The following is a 14,797-nucleotide window of genomic DNA, read 5'->3' as shown; positions in this document are numbered from 1 at the left end:
CCGATGTTGAGCAAGACAGTTGCCCCAGCAGTGTCCCTGCCAAATCAATAGATAGAGTTTGCTTGATGAGAGTCTGGGCAGTAGCCAATCAAAAAGGTGGCGTCGGCAAGACCACCACTACCATCGCCCTGGCCGGCCTGCTGGCCGAGGCCGGCAAGCGCGTGGTCGTCGTCGACCTCGACCCGCACGGCTCGATGACCAGCTATTTCGGGCACAACCCCGATGCCCTGGAGCACAGCTGCTACGACCTGTTCCTGCACAAGGGCGCGGTGCCCGAGGGCCTACCGGGGCAACTGCTGCTGCCCACCAGTGACGAACGCATCTCGCTGTTGCCGTCGAGTACCGCGCTGGCAGTGCTGGAGCGCCAGTCACCGGGGCAGAACGGCCTGGGCCTGGTAATCGCCAAGAGTCTGGCGCAGCTGTGGCAGGATTTCGACTATGCCCTGATCGACAGCCCACCCTTGCTCGGTGTGCTGATGGTCAATGCCCTGGCAGCCAGCCAGCAGCTGGTGATTCCGGTGCAAACCGAATTTCTCGCGGTCAAGGGCCTGGAGCGCATGGTCGGGACCCTGGCCATGGTCAACCGCTCGCGCAAGCAGGCGCTGCCGTACCAGATAGTGCCGACCTTGTTCGACCGCCGCACCCAGGCCTCGCTGGCCACGCTCAAGCTGCTGCGTGACACCTACGGCCAGCATGTGTGGCAGGGCTACATCCCGGTGGATACGCGCCTGCGCGATGCCAGCCGCAAGGGCGTCACGCCCTCGCAATTCGACAGCAAGAGCCGCGGGCTGGTTGCCTACAGGGCGCTGCTCAAGCACCTGCTGACCTACAAGACTGCAGCGCAGGTGGCCTGATGACCCAGACCCGGCAAACCAGTACGCGGCCACAGATGGCCCTACAGTCGTACCTCGACGGCCTGCTGCAGGAAGCCACCGAAGCCGAAGACCTGTTCGAGGCGCCAGCGGCGGCGGACGAGTTCGCCGAAGCGGTGCGCGAAGAGCAGGTGCGTGATGCCTTGCAGCAAGCCAGGCCGGCGTCAGCCGAAGCAACCGTCAGCCCCGCACCACGGCCGTTCGCCGAGCCCAGGCTGGCGGTGCTGCCACAGGTGATGCCGGTGGAGGCACCGGTAGTGACGGTGGTCGAGCGCGAGGTGGTGGCCGAGGCCAGCATCCCGGTGCTGGTCGAGGAGCAGACCGTGGAGGCGGCCGTGCCGCTGGTGGACGTACACCTGCCGGCGCCGCAGGTACCCGTGCCCCCGGCCACGGTCGATGGCCGCCCGGTCTGGGCCGCCGAGCCGTTCGAATGCCTGCTGTTCGACGTGGCGGGCCTGACCCTGGCGGTGCCGCTGGTGTGCCTGGGCTCGATCTACACCCTGGCCGGCCAGGAACTGACACCACTATTCGGCCAGCCGGATTGGTTTCTCGGCATCCTGACCTGCCAGGCCGGCAACCTGAAGGTGCTGGACACCGCGCGCTGGGTGATGCCCGATCGCTACCGCGATGATTTTCGCCAGGGCCTGCAGTACGTGATTTCCGTGCAGGGCTACGAATGGGGGCTGGCCGTACACCAGGTCAGCCGCTCGCTGCGCCTGGACCCGTCCGAGATCAAGTGGCGCAGCCAGCGTGGCCAGCGCCCGTGGCTGGCCGGCACGGTTATTGAACACATGTGTGCGCTGCTCGACGTCGCTGCACTGGCCGAGCTGATCGCCAGTGGTGCGGTCAAGCAGATGCACGCCAAACAGAAATGACACCGAACACACCGCCTATGGCGGATTTTGAGGGTAGGGGAATGAAAAAGTCGTCTGCACAAGGTTCCGAAGATCCGATCCTGCAATGGGTTACCTTCCGTCTGGACAATGAGTCCTACGGCATCAACGTGATGCAGGTGCAGGAAGTGTTGCGCTACACCGAGATCGCCCCGGTGCCGGGTGCACCAAGCTACGTGCTGGGCATCATCAACCTGCGCGGCAACGTGGTGACCGTGATCGACACCCGCCAGCGCTTTGGCCTTATGCCGACTGAAGTCACCGACAACACCCGTATCGTCATCATCGAGGCCGACAAGCAAGTGGTCGGTATCCTGGTCGACAGCGTGGCCGAGGTGGTCTACCTGCGCCAGTCCGAGATCGAGACCGCGCCGAACGTGGGTAACGAAGAGTCGGCCAAGTTCATCCAGGGCGTGTGCAACAAGAACGGCGAACTGCTGATCCTGGTCGAGCTGGACAAGATGATGACCGAGGAAGAGTGGTCCGAGCTGGAGAACATCTGAGTTGATCCTCGAGGTTGCTGTCATCTTCCTGGCGCTGGTCTGGGCGCTGAGCCTGTGGTTTTTCCTCAACTACAGCAAGCGCCAGCGCGAGCTGGCTGCGCAGCAGGCAGCGGGTGACGCGCTGCGTGACCAGCGCATCAAGGACCTGGCCAAGCGCCTGGATGATTACCAGAACGGTACCGTGGGCATGGGCGAGGCGCTGCATGACTTGCGCGTGGCGGTTGCGCCGCTGCCCGACAAGATCCAGCAACTGGAACAGCGCGACCCGCACAACGTCACCTTCACCCAGGCGGCCAAGCTGGTGGGCATGGGCGCCAGCGTGGCCGAGCTGACCGAAAGCTGCGGCCTGACCCAGGCCGAGGCAGAGCTGATGAGCAAGCTGCATCGCGGCAACTGATTGCCATGAGTCTTGTGCGGCCCCAGGCACAGCGGCCGCGCAAGCCCGTCCGGCCGTCAGTAACCCTGAGCGTTTCCGGCCATTGCGACCTCTTCCAGGGGTAGCAACCGCAGCTCTGCACGCCGTTGTGCTGCTTCATCCAGCAGCGCGTCGTAGTTCAGGGTGTGCATGTTTGCCAGGTCCGCCACCTGCCTGAAGGTGTAGAGCTCAGGTAGACGTTGGTCGATCACATGGTTGAGCACCGCGGGCCCGGTTAGTCTGTTGAGTCTTTCGGTATAGGCCTGGAATGCCGCCGCATGCTGTCGCGGAGGTTTGGGGACTTTGTAGAACGCCTGGCCCTCCGGGGTGAGGTAGCGCGCCAGGATCTCGTCGGAAATGGCGTTCAGCACCGGATTACCAGCGCGGCTACCAATCATGCTGGTGTTGTAGCTTGTATACATGCCCAATTGCGCATTGCACACCGGGCTCCTCAACAGCAGCCCGTCGAGGGGCGTGGTGAGCGGTACGCTGTCGATCTTTGCCCGCAGCTGCCCGGTTGCGTCCGGCTCGACCAGCAGATGGTCGTCAATATCCAGGTAGATGCCGCCTTCGCTGTGCAGGACGCGGTAGCGCAAGATGTCCGAGGCCGAGGAGAAGTTGCTCGCCACACCGCCATTCCCTTCCAGCGCAGCCTGGTACTGGTCGAAGTATTCACTTGCCGCGAATTGATGATAGAAAGTCTGCTGCTCCAGTACTGCAACCTTCAATCCCCTGTCGATGCGGGGCTGCAGCAGGGTCATGTTACGTTCGAATGCCTGAGGGTTGGCGTTGGACAGGTAGAGTTTGAGCGTGAAATCGCTGTTGCGCAGTGCCTGCACGTTGTTGTCGAGCGCAGCCAGGTAATCACCGGCGATCATCCTGTCACCCAGCCAGATGTGTAATACCTGTCTGGGGACGGGTATGCCTGGTGCAGTCCCCAGTGCATCGAGGTCGACGGGCAGCTGCAGATCGATACCCAGTGCCCGCAGCGTGCGCGAGCGCGATGTCGGGCTGATTTCCCGCAACGGTTCCGTATCGGGCAGCAGTCGGCTGATCGAGGACTGCAGCGGATCGGCGCTGGCCACATAGTGCTGGGCGCCGAGTGTGCCGTTGGGGTACTTGAGCACGAAACTGTCCTGTCGGGCGTCGTAGTACAGCGGGTGTGGGCCATTCCCCGCATCGCCGATCAGTTCGTCACCTGTGCCGAATGCCTTGCGCCGCGTTACGCAGCGGGCAACGTGTGAGTCCGCGCCGGGCAAGGTGGTGGCCACTTGGTCACCCGCTACTGCCAAGTCCTGGAAATAGGGTGTCATCGCAGGCCCAGGCCAGCGCGGCGGCGAAACCGGGCTCAGCGGGTAGCCTGTGCGGCCGTTGAGCCTCACCGGTTTGATGAAGCCAATAGGGCGTCGGCCGAACAGCGCCTTGGTCGCCTTGACCCCGCGCGCCAGCCCCGGGGCTGCGTTCAGCAGACCGAACACGGCTTGCTCGGCGCCTTCGAGCTGTTGGTCCGGATCCTTGGCGTGCAGCGCCTGGTCCAAGCCCACTGTAAATTGGGCGACCCCCGCCACAGCAGCCAGCGGTAGCAGTCCGGGGACCACCAGCAGAAACGGTGCGGCGAGGTTCATGGTCAGGTAGAAATAGCGGCGCCATGCGGCCTTGGTCACTTCACTGTCCCGCGTGATCAGGAAGTCGGCGTCAGCCTGGCTGCGTTGACGTTGTGCCACCGTAAATGCCTCGAACAGGTTGTATTCGATGCGCGGGCTGAAGGTGTCCGCCTTGTAGTTGATCAGGGTATGCGGGTTCCATACCCTGGCCAGGCGATACACGCTGGTTGCAGGCAGGATGATCTGGCGGGGTGGGAAATCGCCCATGCCCTGAAGTACCCGACGCAACCCCGACCGGCCAATCCTGTCCGGAATATCGCAGGCCCGGAAGTGGGCAAGCAGGGCCGCCCGTTTGTCGGCGTCGCGGCACTGCCTGGCAAGCCACGCACGCATCGCGCCCGGGTTGGCGAACTCATGCAACGGCGCCGCATTGCCCGGTAGGTACAGCAAGGTCAGGCGGCTGCGCATATCGCTCAGGCAAAGGATGTCGCTTGATGGGTAGCCATTGATGTTCAGCAGCCTGGCGTCTACCCCGTTGGCACTGAGGCTGGCGCCGTGGTGCCAGCGTTCCACGCCTGCCGCCCGCCACGCCAGGCTGCGCCCCTGTTCACTGAGGTTGCCCCGCAATGCCTGCCGGTTGCAGGCAGCGAGGAATGCGATGCACGCGCTGACGCTGTACTGGCTGGCGGCATGGGCCCAGAAGTCATCGAGCTGGCGTTTGAATACACCCTGGAAGTCGAGTTGCCAGATGAAGGACTGGAAGGTCGCGGCGTCGAACTGCACATAAGTGCTGGCGTCGTAGCGCATGGGTGCGGTCTGGCGGAAAAGGCCATGGAATTCGGTGTGCACATCGATGTCGTGGTCCAGGCCACTTCCTGGCAATTCATCGACGATCGTCACCTGACCATTGCTGAAGGCCTGGGCCCAGGGCGCTCGACCGTGTGGCAGGGAAAGCTCTGGCAGTACACCAAGCAGGTCGACGGTGGCCGTCCCGCCTCTTAGCAGCAACTGCGCGGTTTGCTCGGCACCCTTGGAGTAGCCGCTTTGCTGCCAGTTGCCAAGTAGCGCTTCGGTCAGGCTCATTTGTTGGACGATCTTGGCCAGCCAGCCCCGCTTGGGAACGAATTTGCAATGCAAGGTCACTGCAAGCGTGTTGTCGGGTTCCACGTCCAGCCGCTGCTGGCTGGCCCATTCGCGGATGGCTGCACTGGCACTGCGGTCAGGGCGAGGCACGGAACCCAGCATTGCCTTGACGTAGTCTTGGCCGGCTGCGCCGACCACAGGTTGGCGCGGGTTCATGTTCGGCTCCAGGAATGGTTGCCACCGACAGTGGCGAAGCGGTTCAGGGGCAGGAGCGTACGCACGGAATCGCGCATGCGTGGCAGATCGACGAACCGGTAGGCATTGATGCGCGGCATCCCATAGAGATTGGTGAGCTGTCGCAGGATGCGCAGGCTCGGCAGTTGCCGATCGACCACGTCGCTGAGCAGGGCAGGGCCGGTGAGGTAGCTCAGGCGCCTGGCATACTCATAGAAATTCCCCGGGTCTTCAGCCAGGCTGGGCTTGCTGTCGTAGAAGTCGCGATTGAGCTGGTAGCGTGCGCACATCTCTTCGGAAATGGCCTCCAGCGTGGGGTTGCCGGGGTGGCTGCCGATAAGGCTGGAATTGTAGAGGCTGTTCATGCTCATCTTTTCATTGGACATGGGCGGTACCAGCAGCAGCCCTGTGGCGTCCGTGCTCAGTTCGACCTGATCGATGGGTTCACCGGCGGGACCTACCGGTTGCCCGTCGATGATCAATGAGTACTCGCCTGGCGCGAGCAAGGTGTCATCGACATCCATGTACAAGCCACCTTCGTGGTGCAGCATCGGGTAGCGCAGCACATCGCATGCCGATGCATAGTTGCTGGCAACGCCGCCGTTGCCATCCAGGGCAGCGTCGTACTGCGCGTAGTATCTGCTTTGTCGAAAAGCCCTGAAGAAGGCCTGCTCCTCCAGCGGCAGAACTTGCAAGCCCGGAGCATGACTGGCCAGCAGCTCCAGGTTTTCGGCATAGGCGTGCCGGGCAGTGCTGGAAAGGAACAACCGTATGCTGTATTCGCTGTCTTGCAACTGCGCTGCGTTCTGGCCCAGATTGGCCAGCAGCTCCGGGCCGATGACCCGGTCACCGACCCAGATGCAGGAGATGCATTTGGGTATTGGCCAACTGCCCGGCGCTCTGGCAGGTACCTGTAGCGGCAATGGCAGGTCCACGCCCAGCGCCCGCAGGGTGCGGTTGCGCATTGCATGGGTAACCAAGCGCCCTTGCGGCGCGGGGCTCAGGTTCCGGCTGTCGGGTACCGCCACGAAGCCTACAGGGTCGACCTGGTTCAGGTCTTCGGCCCGAATGAAAACATCCCGCTCCATGTCGTAGATCATTCTGGCGTTGTAGCCCTTGATGTTCGCTGCCAGGGTGTCTGGCTCACCATCGTACTGGGGCGTACGAATGACTGCGTCGGCAACCGCCTGGTCACAGTCAGGCAGTGGCTCTATCGGGTCGGTGATATGGAAGTAGCTTGCGCCCTCGGGCTCGGGAAAGCGCGGTGGCGAGAGTGGGCTCAGAGGGTAGCCGATCTGTTCATTCAGCCGCGTCGGCGGCGCGAAACCCTCGACCTTGAATTCGAACAGTGCCTTGCCCCTTGCGGCAGCGCCTGCTGCCAGGGGCAAGGCGTTGAACAGGCCCCAGGTGATGTTGCCGATACCTTCTTGCTGTTGCTGCAGTGACTTGCCGTTGATTGCCTGGTCGAGCCCCAGGCCAAGCTGGGCGATGCCACCGATGGCCAGCAGCGGCCCCAGGCCGGGTACCACCAGGCACAGTGGCGCCAGCAGGTTGAGCGTAGTGGCCAGGTAGCCACGCCACCTGGCCTTGATGACTTCGCTGTCAGCCGTGATCAGAAACGCGGCGTCGTCGTAGCTGCGCTGACGCTGGCGCTCGGCCAATGCCTGGAAAAGGTCGCCCTTGATCCTTGGGTTGTACCTGGTAGGTCGATAGTTGACATAGGTCTGCGGCGGCCAGGTGCCGTCGTCGTTGAAATAGCCGTGTTCGGGAGGCAGCAGGTGCCGTTCAGGGTAGGCGCCCAGCCCCTCCATGGCAGTGTCCAGGCCGCTGAAGTCGAGGCCTTGCGGGCAATCTGCCAGGCGAAAATGCTGTTTCAGGGCCTGGCGTTTGTTCGGGTCTTTGCATTGTTCGCCAACCCAGGCCTTCAATTCTCGTTCGCTGCTGAACGTCAGCAACGGTGAGCTGTTGCCAGGTACGTACAGCACCGTCAGGTCGGTGGCGGGGTCGTTCAGGTACAGCAGGTCGGTCGCTGCATAGCCGTAGATGCTCAAGGTACTGCATCGCAGCCTGTTACGCCGTGGCATCAGCCCGGCCGCTTGCCAGACCAGTTGCCGTGCAGGCTCGCTGAGGCTGCCCTCGCTGACCTGTCTGTTGCAGGCTGCGATGAAGTTGAGCTTAAGCGCCAGCCTGTGACTGTGCAGATGGTCACGCCAGTACACATCCAGCGCCGCCTTGAAAGGCTGCTGGAAGTCCAGGTTGCTGATGAACTGCTGGAAGGCTTCGGCGCTTACCGGCAAATGGGTGGAAGCGTCGTAGCGTTGCGGGGTAGTGCGCCGAAATAGGCCGTTGAATACTTCGAAGGGCGCCCCGTAGTGATTGAAGACGGGTTGCGGGAGGGTTCCCACCAATCGTATCGGGCCTGCGGGTAACGCACCGGCCCACGGTGCTTGCAGCAGCTTGCCGAACATGTCACTGGCAGACTCACCCTGCCAGTTGCCCAGCAGTGCCTGAGTCAGGCTGGTGCGCTGGCTGATTGCGGCCAGATGGCCACCTGCGCCGTCCGGGCAATAGTGAAGGGTAACGACGTCGAGCTGGTCCGGGTCCAGGTCATGGCCTTGCTTTGCGAGCCATTGGCGGATGGCGCGGTTGGCTTCACGATCGGGGCGAGGCACATGGCCGAGGTGGTCTATAACGTAATGCGTGCCCATCACGTTGGTGCGAGTCGAATGCATGGGGGTACCTTGCGCTGAGATGAAGCCGGCAAGGTTGAAGCAGGGGCACGAAAAGACGGTGGTAGATATGTCGGTACGGCGCCTGGCCGATCTCGTCACCCCCTGGCCCTCGGGTGCTGATGGCATTTTGGTCGTGGATGTCACTATCCTTCCGCTTCCTGTCCGGTTCCCTTCTTACCCGGCATCGCACTTAAACGTTTAAATCCCAGCTTGTACGCACAAGGGATTTACGCAATGAACACCCTCTCTTCAAAGCAGGTGGCCCCTGGCGAGCCACAGTTGCAGTGGTTGCGTCAGGCCGACAGCGATACCGCGCCGGCCATCATGCAACTGATCAACAGCACGGTTGGCGATGGCGGTGTTCTGGGTTACGAGCATGAGATGTCTGCCGGGCAGAGCGTCGAATTCACGGCCTCGTTGCAAGAGCGCATCCATGGCGGCAATACCCATGTCCTGCTCGGCCAGGCAATGGCGGGGCCGGCCTGCCTGGTCATTGTTTCGCGCAGCAGCATGCCGAACTGCCGGCATATTGCCGACCTGAGCAAGGGCGTGGTGCACCCGGCCTATCGCGGGACCGGCCTGGTGGCACGGGCTTTCAGCGAAGTCGTGCGCCTGTGCCAGGCCCAAGGTATCGAGCTGTTGACCCTGGATGTACGCGAGGGCACCCGTGCACACCGGTTATGGCAAACCTTCGGCTTCCAGACCTACGGCGTGCTGGACGACTACGCACGTGTCGATGGCGTGAAGCATCGCGGCCATTACATGGCCCAGCCCGTGGAAAGCCTTGCGCTGCGACTCAACCTGGACTGAGTTGCCCTTCGTCGACTCTGCCTGTGGCCATCGCGGTCAACGGCACCTGTCTCTCTCACCCAAGGAACACCCTGAATGGCCTTATCTACTGCAGCCTTTCGCGATCAGCTGGAGCAGAAACTGCACCACCATCTGACCCTGTCCCACCCGATATTCAAGGAACTGCTTGCGCCTGAGGGCAACAGGCCGCTGCTGCGCAAGGTCGCGTTGCAAGGCTATCAGCTCACCAAGTACTTCCTGACCTATGTCGAGCACTTGTTCTTTCATTGCCCGTTGCCTGCCCACAAGCGGGCACTGATCACCAATTGTTTCGAAGAAGAAACCGGCCGGCTTTCCCGCACCGACAACCATGTCGTGCTCATGCAGAATTTCCTGAGGGCGCTCGGCATCAGCGATGCCGAGCGTGATGCCGAGCAGCCGCTGCCAGCCACCTGGGAACTGATCGATTTCCGCCTGCAGGCGGTACGTGACCCGGCGCGTTATCACATTGGTGCGGCAGCAGTGATGATCGCCAGCGAAGGGCAAAACCTCGAGACCGTCGCTGGAGATGCACGGCATGTGTTGCTGGGGCGTGCCTATGGCCTGGCCGAACAAGACTTGCTGTTCTTCTCGGTGCACCAGAAGGAAGACGTGGGCCACGTCAATGAAGGCTTGGACCTTGTCTCGCAGTTGTGCAGCACGGCGCAGATGCAAGAAGAGGCGTTGCAGGCTGTAGACCACACCTGCCAGCTGTTCTACGCGATGTACGAAAACATGTACCAGGCGTATTGCCGAGCTCCGCAAGCCGAGGCGGTGTAATGCCCACACGATAAGGATTGGCCATGAAACAGAAATTCAGCTCTACCTTGATCGTCTCGGTGCTGGTCGTCGGCTTCGTGGTGATGTTTCTGTCCAGCGCCTTGAAGGGGTTGTACCAAGTCTACTTCGTCGACCTGGCCTCCCACTTTGGCGAGGGGCGCGCAGCCTTGGCTACCGCAGGATCGCTGTTCGTCCTGACCATTGGCCTGGTATCGCCCGTGGTGGGGTGGCTGAGCGACAGGGTTGGGCCCTTGAGCACGGTGGCCCTGGGCAGTGTCAGCGGCGGGGTGGTGCTGCTGGGCGTGACATTCGCAGGCACGCACCTGCTGGTGTTCACCCTGTTGTACGGCCTGCTCGGCGCCTTTGCCCTCGCTGCGATGACCTATGTACCCATGGGTATTCTGGTCGATCGCCTGGTCGCTGAACGGTTCAAGGCCTTCGCTTTCGCATTCGTCACCAACGGTACCTCCATTGGCTTCATCGTGCTGTCGCCGTTGTGGATCATGCTGCAGCAGAGCGTGCCCTGGCAGTCGGTGTTCTCCTGGGTTGGCCTGATCTTTCTGGTGCCTTTGAGCCTGGCGCTGTATTGGGTATCCCGCACCGTGCCGTTGAAGCCCGACCCGCAGGCGGCAAAGGTCAGGCATCCGGTGATGTTTCTGCTGCGTGACCCGCGCTTCTTCGTGCTGGCCCTCAGTTTCGCCAGTTGTGGTGCCACCATGGCGTTCATCGATGTTCATCTGGTGTCGTTCTGGCAGGGTGAGGCGCTGCCCAGTTCGGTGCAGGCCAGCGGCCTGAGCCTGTTAGGTGTGCTGGAGCTGGTCAGCGGCCTGCTCGCGGGTTGGTTGGCTACCCGCTACAACAAGGGCCTGCTGCTGATGATGTTTTACCTGCTGCGAACCGCTGCGGTCATCGTGCTGCTGACCACGCCCGGGCCCCTCGGAACGTACGTGTTCGCTGTGCTGTTTGGCGCCAGTTACCTTGGAACGGTGGTGCTCACATCTGCCTTCTGCTTCGCGCTGTATGGCGCCGAAATCAAAGGCAAGGTGTTCGGGATGCTGTTCCTGGTACATCAACTTGGCGCGTTGGTGGCCACGCAGCTGGGCGCACTGGATTTCGACCGGCATCAAAGCTATCAGCTGACCTTGGCCGGCCTGGCCACGGCCACGGCGGTGGCTGCCCTGGCATCGTTGTGGCTGATAGCGGTTCGCCCATCAAGCGAAACCCTGGCTGCTCAACTCGCTGAACCTGAATAGTCCACCAATCAATTGCGCATTGTTCAATGCAAACAAGGAGGCGCAAAACCATGCAATCGACCGTGATTGGCCTGGATGATTTCAACGCAACTGATTTCAATGCAACTGGGGCACTGCATGCTAACCGGGTCAGCGACCTGACCGATGTGTTCTGCGAGCCGTTGGCCATGACGTCCGCCTACACCTTCGCTTCAGCGAAAGAGGCTTGCGAGCGCTTCAGCGGGCAACAGCAGGGCAATGTATACAGCCGCTTCACCAACCCGACCGTTCAAGCGTTTGAAAGCCGTGTGGCAGCGTTGGAAAACGCTGAAAGCGCAGTGGCGTTCGCTTCCGGCATGGGCGCTTTCACCGCGCTTTGTCACGCCTTTCTCCAGCAAGGCGACAACATCGTCTGCAGCCGTGACGTGTTCGGCACTACCGTCAATGCCTTCAGCTACTACATGGCCCGTTTCGGGATCGAGGCCCGGTTCGTCGATTTGACAGACCTGGCGCAGTGGAAGTCGGCAATCGACGGCAGGACCCGTCTGGTGGTGTTGGAGTCGCCCTCCAATCCGCTGCTGAAAATCGGTGATATCCGCGCGGTAAGCTCGCTGGCACATGAAAAAGGGGCGTTGCTGGTGGTGGACAACACCTTGCTGACCCCGGTTTTTCAGCGGCCACACACACTGGGAGCGGATTTGGTCATCCACTCCGCTGGCAAGTACATGGATGGCCAAGGGCGTGCATTGGCGGGCGTCGTGACGGGGTCGCAAAGCCTGATGCAGGTGTTGCGGGGTGTTCTGCGTACCTTGGGCATTTCTTGCAGCCCGTTCAACGCCTGGCTGCTGCTCAAAAGCCTGGAAACCCTCGAAGTCAGGATGATGCGGGCACAGCAGAGCGCCTTCGAGCTGGCCCGCTGGCTTAGCCATCAGGAGCTGGTGACCGCGGTGCATTACACCGGCCTGGAGCACCACCCCCAGCATGCATTGGCATGCCGCCAGCAGGACGGCCATGGCGGACTGTTGGCTTTCGAGATCGTCGGGGGCCAGGCCGCAGCTTGGCAATGGATTGACCAACTGCGTTGCGTGGCGCGCTGTACCAACATTGGCGACACCCGCAGCATTGTCACGCATCCAGCTACAACTACACACGGGCGGCTGGACGCACAGGCGCGGCATCAGGCGGGTATCTCGGATGGTTTGATCAGGTTGTGCGTCGGACTGGAGCGTGTGGACGATATCAAGGCCGACCTGCAACAGGCTTTCCAGGCCGTGTCCTTGCAAACATCCATGGCAGCGCCGATCGGCCATAACCGGAACGCGGTATTCAATGGCTGAACTGCTCGCTTCAGGATTCGGCATTGGCGTGTTCGCCGTGGGCGTGCAGATCCTTGCATTGATCGCGGTGTATGGCACGGCCTGCGCGAAGGAAGTGCGTTTCTATGCCGTGGCTTTCGCGCTGGCGAGTTGCGTGATGGCGGGCATGGCGATGCTCGACCCGTTGGCATTCCCCCAATGGCATGTCGACGGCCTGGCAGTAATGGCGATGTGTGGCTGATGCCGGGCGCCGCCAATTTTCTATATCGGGTGCCGGTTCAACACCCGCTCATGACGTTCAGGGGTAACCAGATGTTCAAAGTAATGACCATCAGCTTGGTGCTGGGCTGTGCCCTTCAGTTCGCAACGGCTCGGGCTGAGGTCGCTGCCACCAATAGCGGCACCGTTGCCACGGTCAGCAAACGGCTCGTCTCTTTCTATAGTCAGCCACTGCCATCCGCCGGCAAGGCGATACCGATTCGGGTTCCGGCGGTGTTGTCGTTGCCGGCCAAGGCCGCGGGCCCGGTACCGGCTGTGATCATCCTGCATGGCTCGGCGGGTATGGATTCGCGTGGTCCCTTGCATGGCGGTGACCTCAATGCCCGCGGCATCGCAACGCTGGAGTTGGACATGTGGGGCGCGCGCAGGCTCACTGGCGGTGCACAAGGGCGGCCGCCACGCGTGCACGATACCCTGCCGGACCTGGCAGGCGCCCTGGCTTACCTGGCCAAGCAGCCTGGCGTCGACGGCCAGCGCGTGGGAGTGCTCGGGTTTTCCTGGGGGGGCGTACAGGCCATGCTCGCCGCCTCTGCGCCCATCAACGACGAGCTGGAGCAAGCCTCAGGTATTCGCCCCATCTCGATGGCAGCGTTTTACCCCGTGTGCTGGGGTTACAACCATGTGCCAGGTTATACCTTCAAGCATCTGGCCCCGGCTCGCTTGCTGGTGCTGGTAGGCGAAAACGACCAGTATGACGATGACCCGCGTGCCTGCCCGGCGCTGATTTCAAACCTGCCCAGCGAAGATCAGGCGCGTGCGCAGGTGCTGGTTTACCCCGGCGCAGAGCACGGTTTCAACGGGCTGGAGGCCGCCCAGGAGTATCAGGACCCGTTCCTGCACCGTGGTCAGGGCGGCGTGGGGCGTTCGGCACCTGACCCGGCGGCGCGCGACGCTTCGCGCCAGGCCGTGGTGAAGTTTTTCACCGAAAGCTTCGCCCCGACTGCGATAAGCGAGCGGTAGCAGTCGAAATCTAGGCGCGCTCGTGGGCGAGAGCGTGGCGAAACTGCAGGGGCGGTTGCGGCATTTCCTGGCGCCATGCCAAGCGAAAGGCATGGCTGCTGCCGTAGCCGCAACGTTCGGCAATCTGTTCCACGTTGAGGTGGCTGCTGCGCAAAAGCTCACGGGCCAGGTCGATGCGTTGGGTGCGCAGGTAGCTCTGCAGCGTTTGACCGGTATTGTCGCGGAACAGTCGCGCCAGGTGCCGGTAGCTGACATTGAACTGGCTGGCCAGTTGTTCGAAGCTGAAGTGGGTGCCCAGGTGTGCATCGATGTAGTCCTGGGCCGCATGCACCAACGGGTGGATGTGATTGCGCGCCAGGTCTGCCGCGCGCAGCTGCACATCTTCGCCAGCGCGGCGCCGGTAGATGACCAGCTCCTGCGCCACCTGGTTGGCCACGACCTTGCCAAATTCCAGGCTGACGATGTGCAGTGCCAGGTCAGCTCCGCTGGACACGCCTGCCGAGGTGAACACGCCATCGTCCTCGACGAACAGGCGGTTCTCCAGCACCTTGGCTGCTGGGTAGCGCATTCGAAGCAAATCGACGTAACGATGGTGCGTGGTGCACTGTCGGCCATCCAGCAAGCCAGCTTCGCCCAGCAGGAACGCACCGGTGCATATGGAGCACAGCTTTATATCCGGCGTTTGCCTGACCACCTTCGCCAGCCACAGGGCGGTGGCGGTCAATATCGCTGTTTCGGCGGGTGTCGCAGAGAGCTTGTTGCCCACCACGAACAGCAAGTCCTGCGGTGCGAGCCGCTCAGGCAACTGGTGCAGGCCACTCAGTGTCACGCCCTGAAAACTGCTGACCTGTTGTCTGGCGGCTATGCAACGTACGTTGACCGGTGCCAGCTGGAGTTCTTCGAGGCTCGCCATGATTTGTAGCGGGCCGCCTAGATCAAGGATGTGGGTGCCCGGGAGCAGCAAGAACCAGATGGTACGCATTACAGTATTCCTTACATCGCCAAGCGCCTGACCTTGAACGGCACGTTACCAACATGGCGCAAAAAGGCAATTTGCATGGATACC

At 62.1% G+C, this 14,797-nt stretch carries 13 protein-coding genes; 10 read left to right on the top strand and 3 right to left on the bottom strand.

Going from position 1 to position 14,797, the window contains the following annotated elements:
* The first annotated feature begins 65 nt into the window (after positions 1-65).
* Genes NY023_RS19650 through NY023_RS19635 form a run of 4 tightly spaced genes read left to right on the top strand, consistent with a single transcriptional unit; the run spans position 66 to position 2,665 of the window.
* Complete coding sequence (locus tag NY023_RS19650; RefSeq protein ID WP_013973578.1) at positions 66-854, top strand: ParA family protein; 789 nt, start codon at positions 66-68, stop codon at positions 852-854.
* Entirely contained in the window at positions 854-1,747 is an 894-nt protein-coding gene (locus NY023_RS19645; RefSeq protein ID WP_013973577.1) for a CheW domain-containing protein, read from the top strand. The genes NY023_RS19650 and NY023_RS19645 overlap by 1 nt, the downstream gene beginning before the upstream one ends.
* 41 nt (positions 1,748-1,788) lie before the next feature.
* Complete coding sequence (locus NY023_RS19640; RefSeq protein WP_003254393.1) at positions 1,789-2,268, top strand: chemotaxis protein CheW; 480 nt, start codon at positions 1,789-1,791, stop codon at positions 2,266-2,268.
* Between the two features lies 1 nt (position 2,269).
* A complete protein-coding gene (locus NY023_RS19635) occupies positions 2,270-2,665 on the top strand; it encodes a DUF2802 domain-containing protein (protein ID WP_013973576.1) in 396 nt (131 codons plus the stop codon).
* Positions 2,666-2,721: 56 nt separating this feature from the next.
* Here the strand turns inward: NY023_RS19635 and NY023_RS19630 are convergent, their stop codons facing one another.
* A complete protein-coding gene (locus NY023_RS19630) occupies positions 2,722-5,586 on the bottom strand; it encodes a dermonecrotic toxin domain-containing protein (protein ID WP_013973575.1) in 2,865 nt (954 codons plus the stop codon).
* Entirely contained in the window at positions 5,583-8,336 is a 2,754-nt protein-coding gene (locus NY023_RS19625; RefSeq protein ID WP_013973574.1) for a dermonecrotic toxin domain-containing protein, read from the bottom strand. Before NY023_RS19625 ends, NY023_RS19630 begins: the two co-directional genes overlap by 4 nt.
* A gap of 234 nt (positions 8,337-8,570) precedes the next feature.
* Here NY023_RS19625 and NY023_RS19620 point away from each other — a divergent pair, with 234 nt between their 5' ends.
* The 6 genes from NY023_RS19620 (at position 8,571) to NY023_RS19595 (ending at position 13,731) form a co-directional block, all read left to right on the top strand.
* Complete coding sequence (locus tag NY023_RS19620) at positions 8,571-9,146, top strand: GNAT family N-acetyltransferase (RefSeq protein WP_013973573.1); 576 nt, start codon at positions 8,571-8,573, stop codon at positions 9,144-9,146.
* 75 nt (positions 9,147-9,221) lie between these two features.
* The gene (locus NY023_RS19615) at positions 9,222-9,944 is read left to right on the top strand and encodes a TenA family transcriptional regulator (RefSeq protein WP_013973572.1); all 723 of its coding nucleotides are present in this window, start codon (positions 9,222-9,224) and stop codon (positions 9,942-9,944) included.
* 23 nt (positions 9,945-9,967) lie between these two features.
* Complete coding sequence (locus NY023_RS19610) at positions 9,968-11,197, top strand: MFS transporter (RefSeq protein ID WP_024087451.1); 1,230 nt, start codon at positions 9,968-9,970, stop codon at positions 11,195-11,197.
* Between the two features lie 62 nt (positions 11,198-11,259).
* On the top strand, positions 11,260-12,513 hold the full coding sequence (locus NY023_RS19605; protein ID WP_316927859.1) for an aminotransferase class I/II-fold pyridoxal phosphate-dependent enzyme: 1,254 nt from the start codon (positions 11,260-11,262) through the stop codon (positions 12,511-12,513).
* Positions 12,506-12,733 carry a hypothetical protein gene (locus NY023_RS19600; protein WP_023663288.1) on the top strand — a complete coding sequence of 76 codons (228 nt, stop codon included), beginning with the start codon at positions 12,506-12,508 and terminating at the stop codon, positions 12,731-12,733. The genes NY023_RS19605 and NY023_RS19600 overlap by 8 nt, the downstream gene beginning before the upstream one ends.
* Before the next feature lie 71 nt (positions 12,734-12,804).
* Complete coding sequence (locus tag NY023_RS19595) at positions 12,805-13,731, top strand: dienelactone hydrolase family protein (protein WP_013973569.1); 927 nt, start codon at positions 12,805-12,807, stop codon at positions 13,729-13,731.
* Positions 13,732-13,741: 10 nt separating this feature from the next.
* Here NY023_RS19595 and NY023_RS19590 read toward each other — a convergent pair whose 3' ends face one another.
* Positions 13,742-14,713, bottom strand: a complete 972-nt coding sequence (locus NY023_RS19590) for a GlxA family transcriptional regulator (RefSeq protein ID WP_049798459.1) — start codon at positions 14,711-14,713, stop codon at positions 13,742-13,744.
* Positions 14,714-14,797 lie beyond the last annotated feature (84 nt).

The organism is Pseudomonas sp. NBB, assembly GCF_032701105.1.
Classification (GTDB): Bacteria; Pseudomonadota; Gammaproteobacteria; order Pseudomonadales; family Pseudomonadaceae; genus Aquipseudomonas; species Aquipseudomonas asiatica.
The sequence above is the reverse complement of the archived record's forward strand: the minus strand, read 5'-3'. Positions and strand labels throughout refer to the sequence as shown.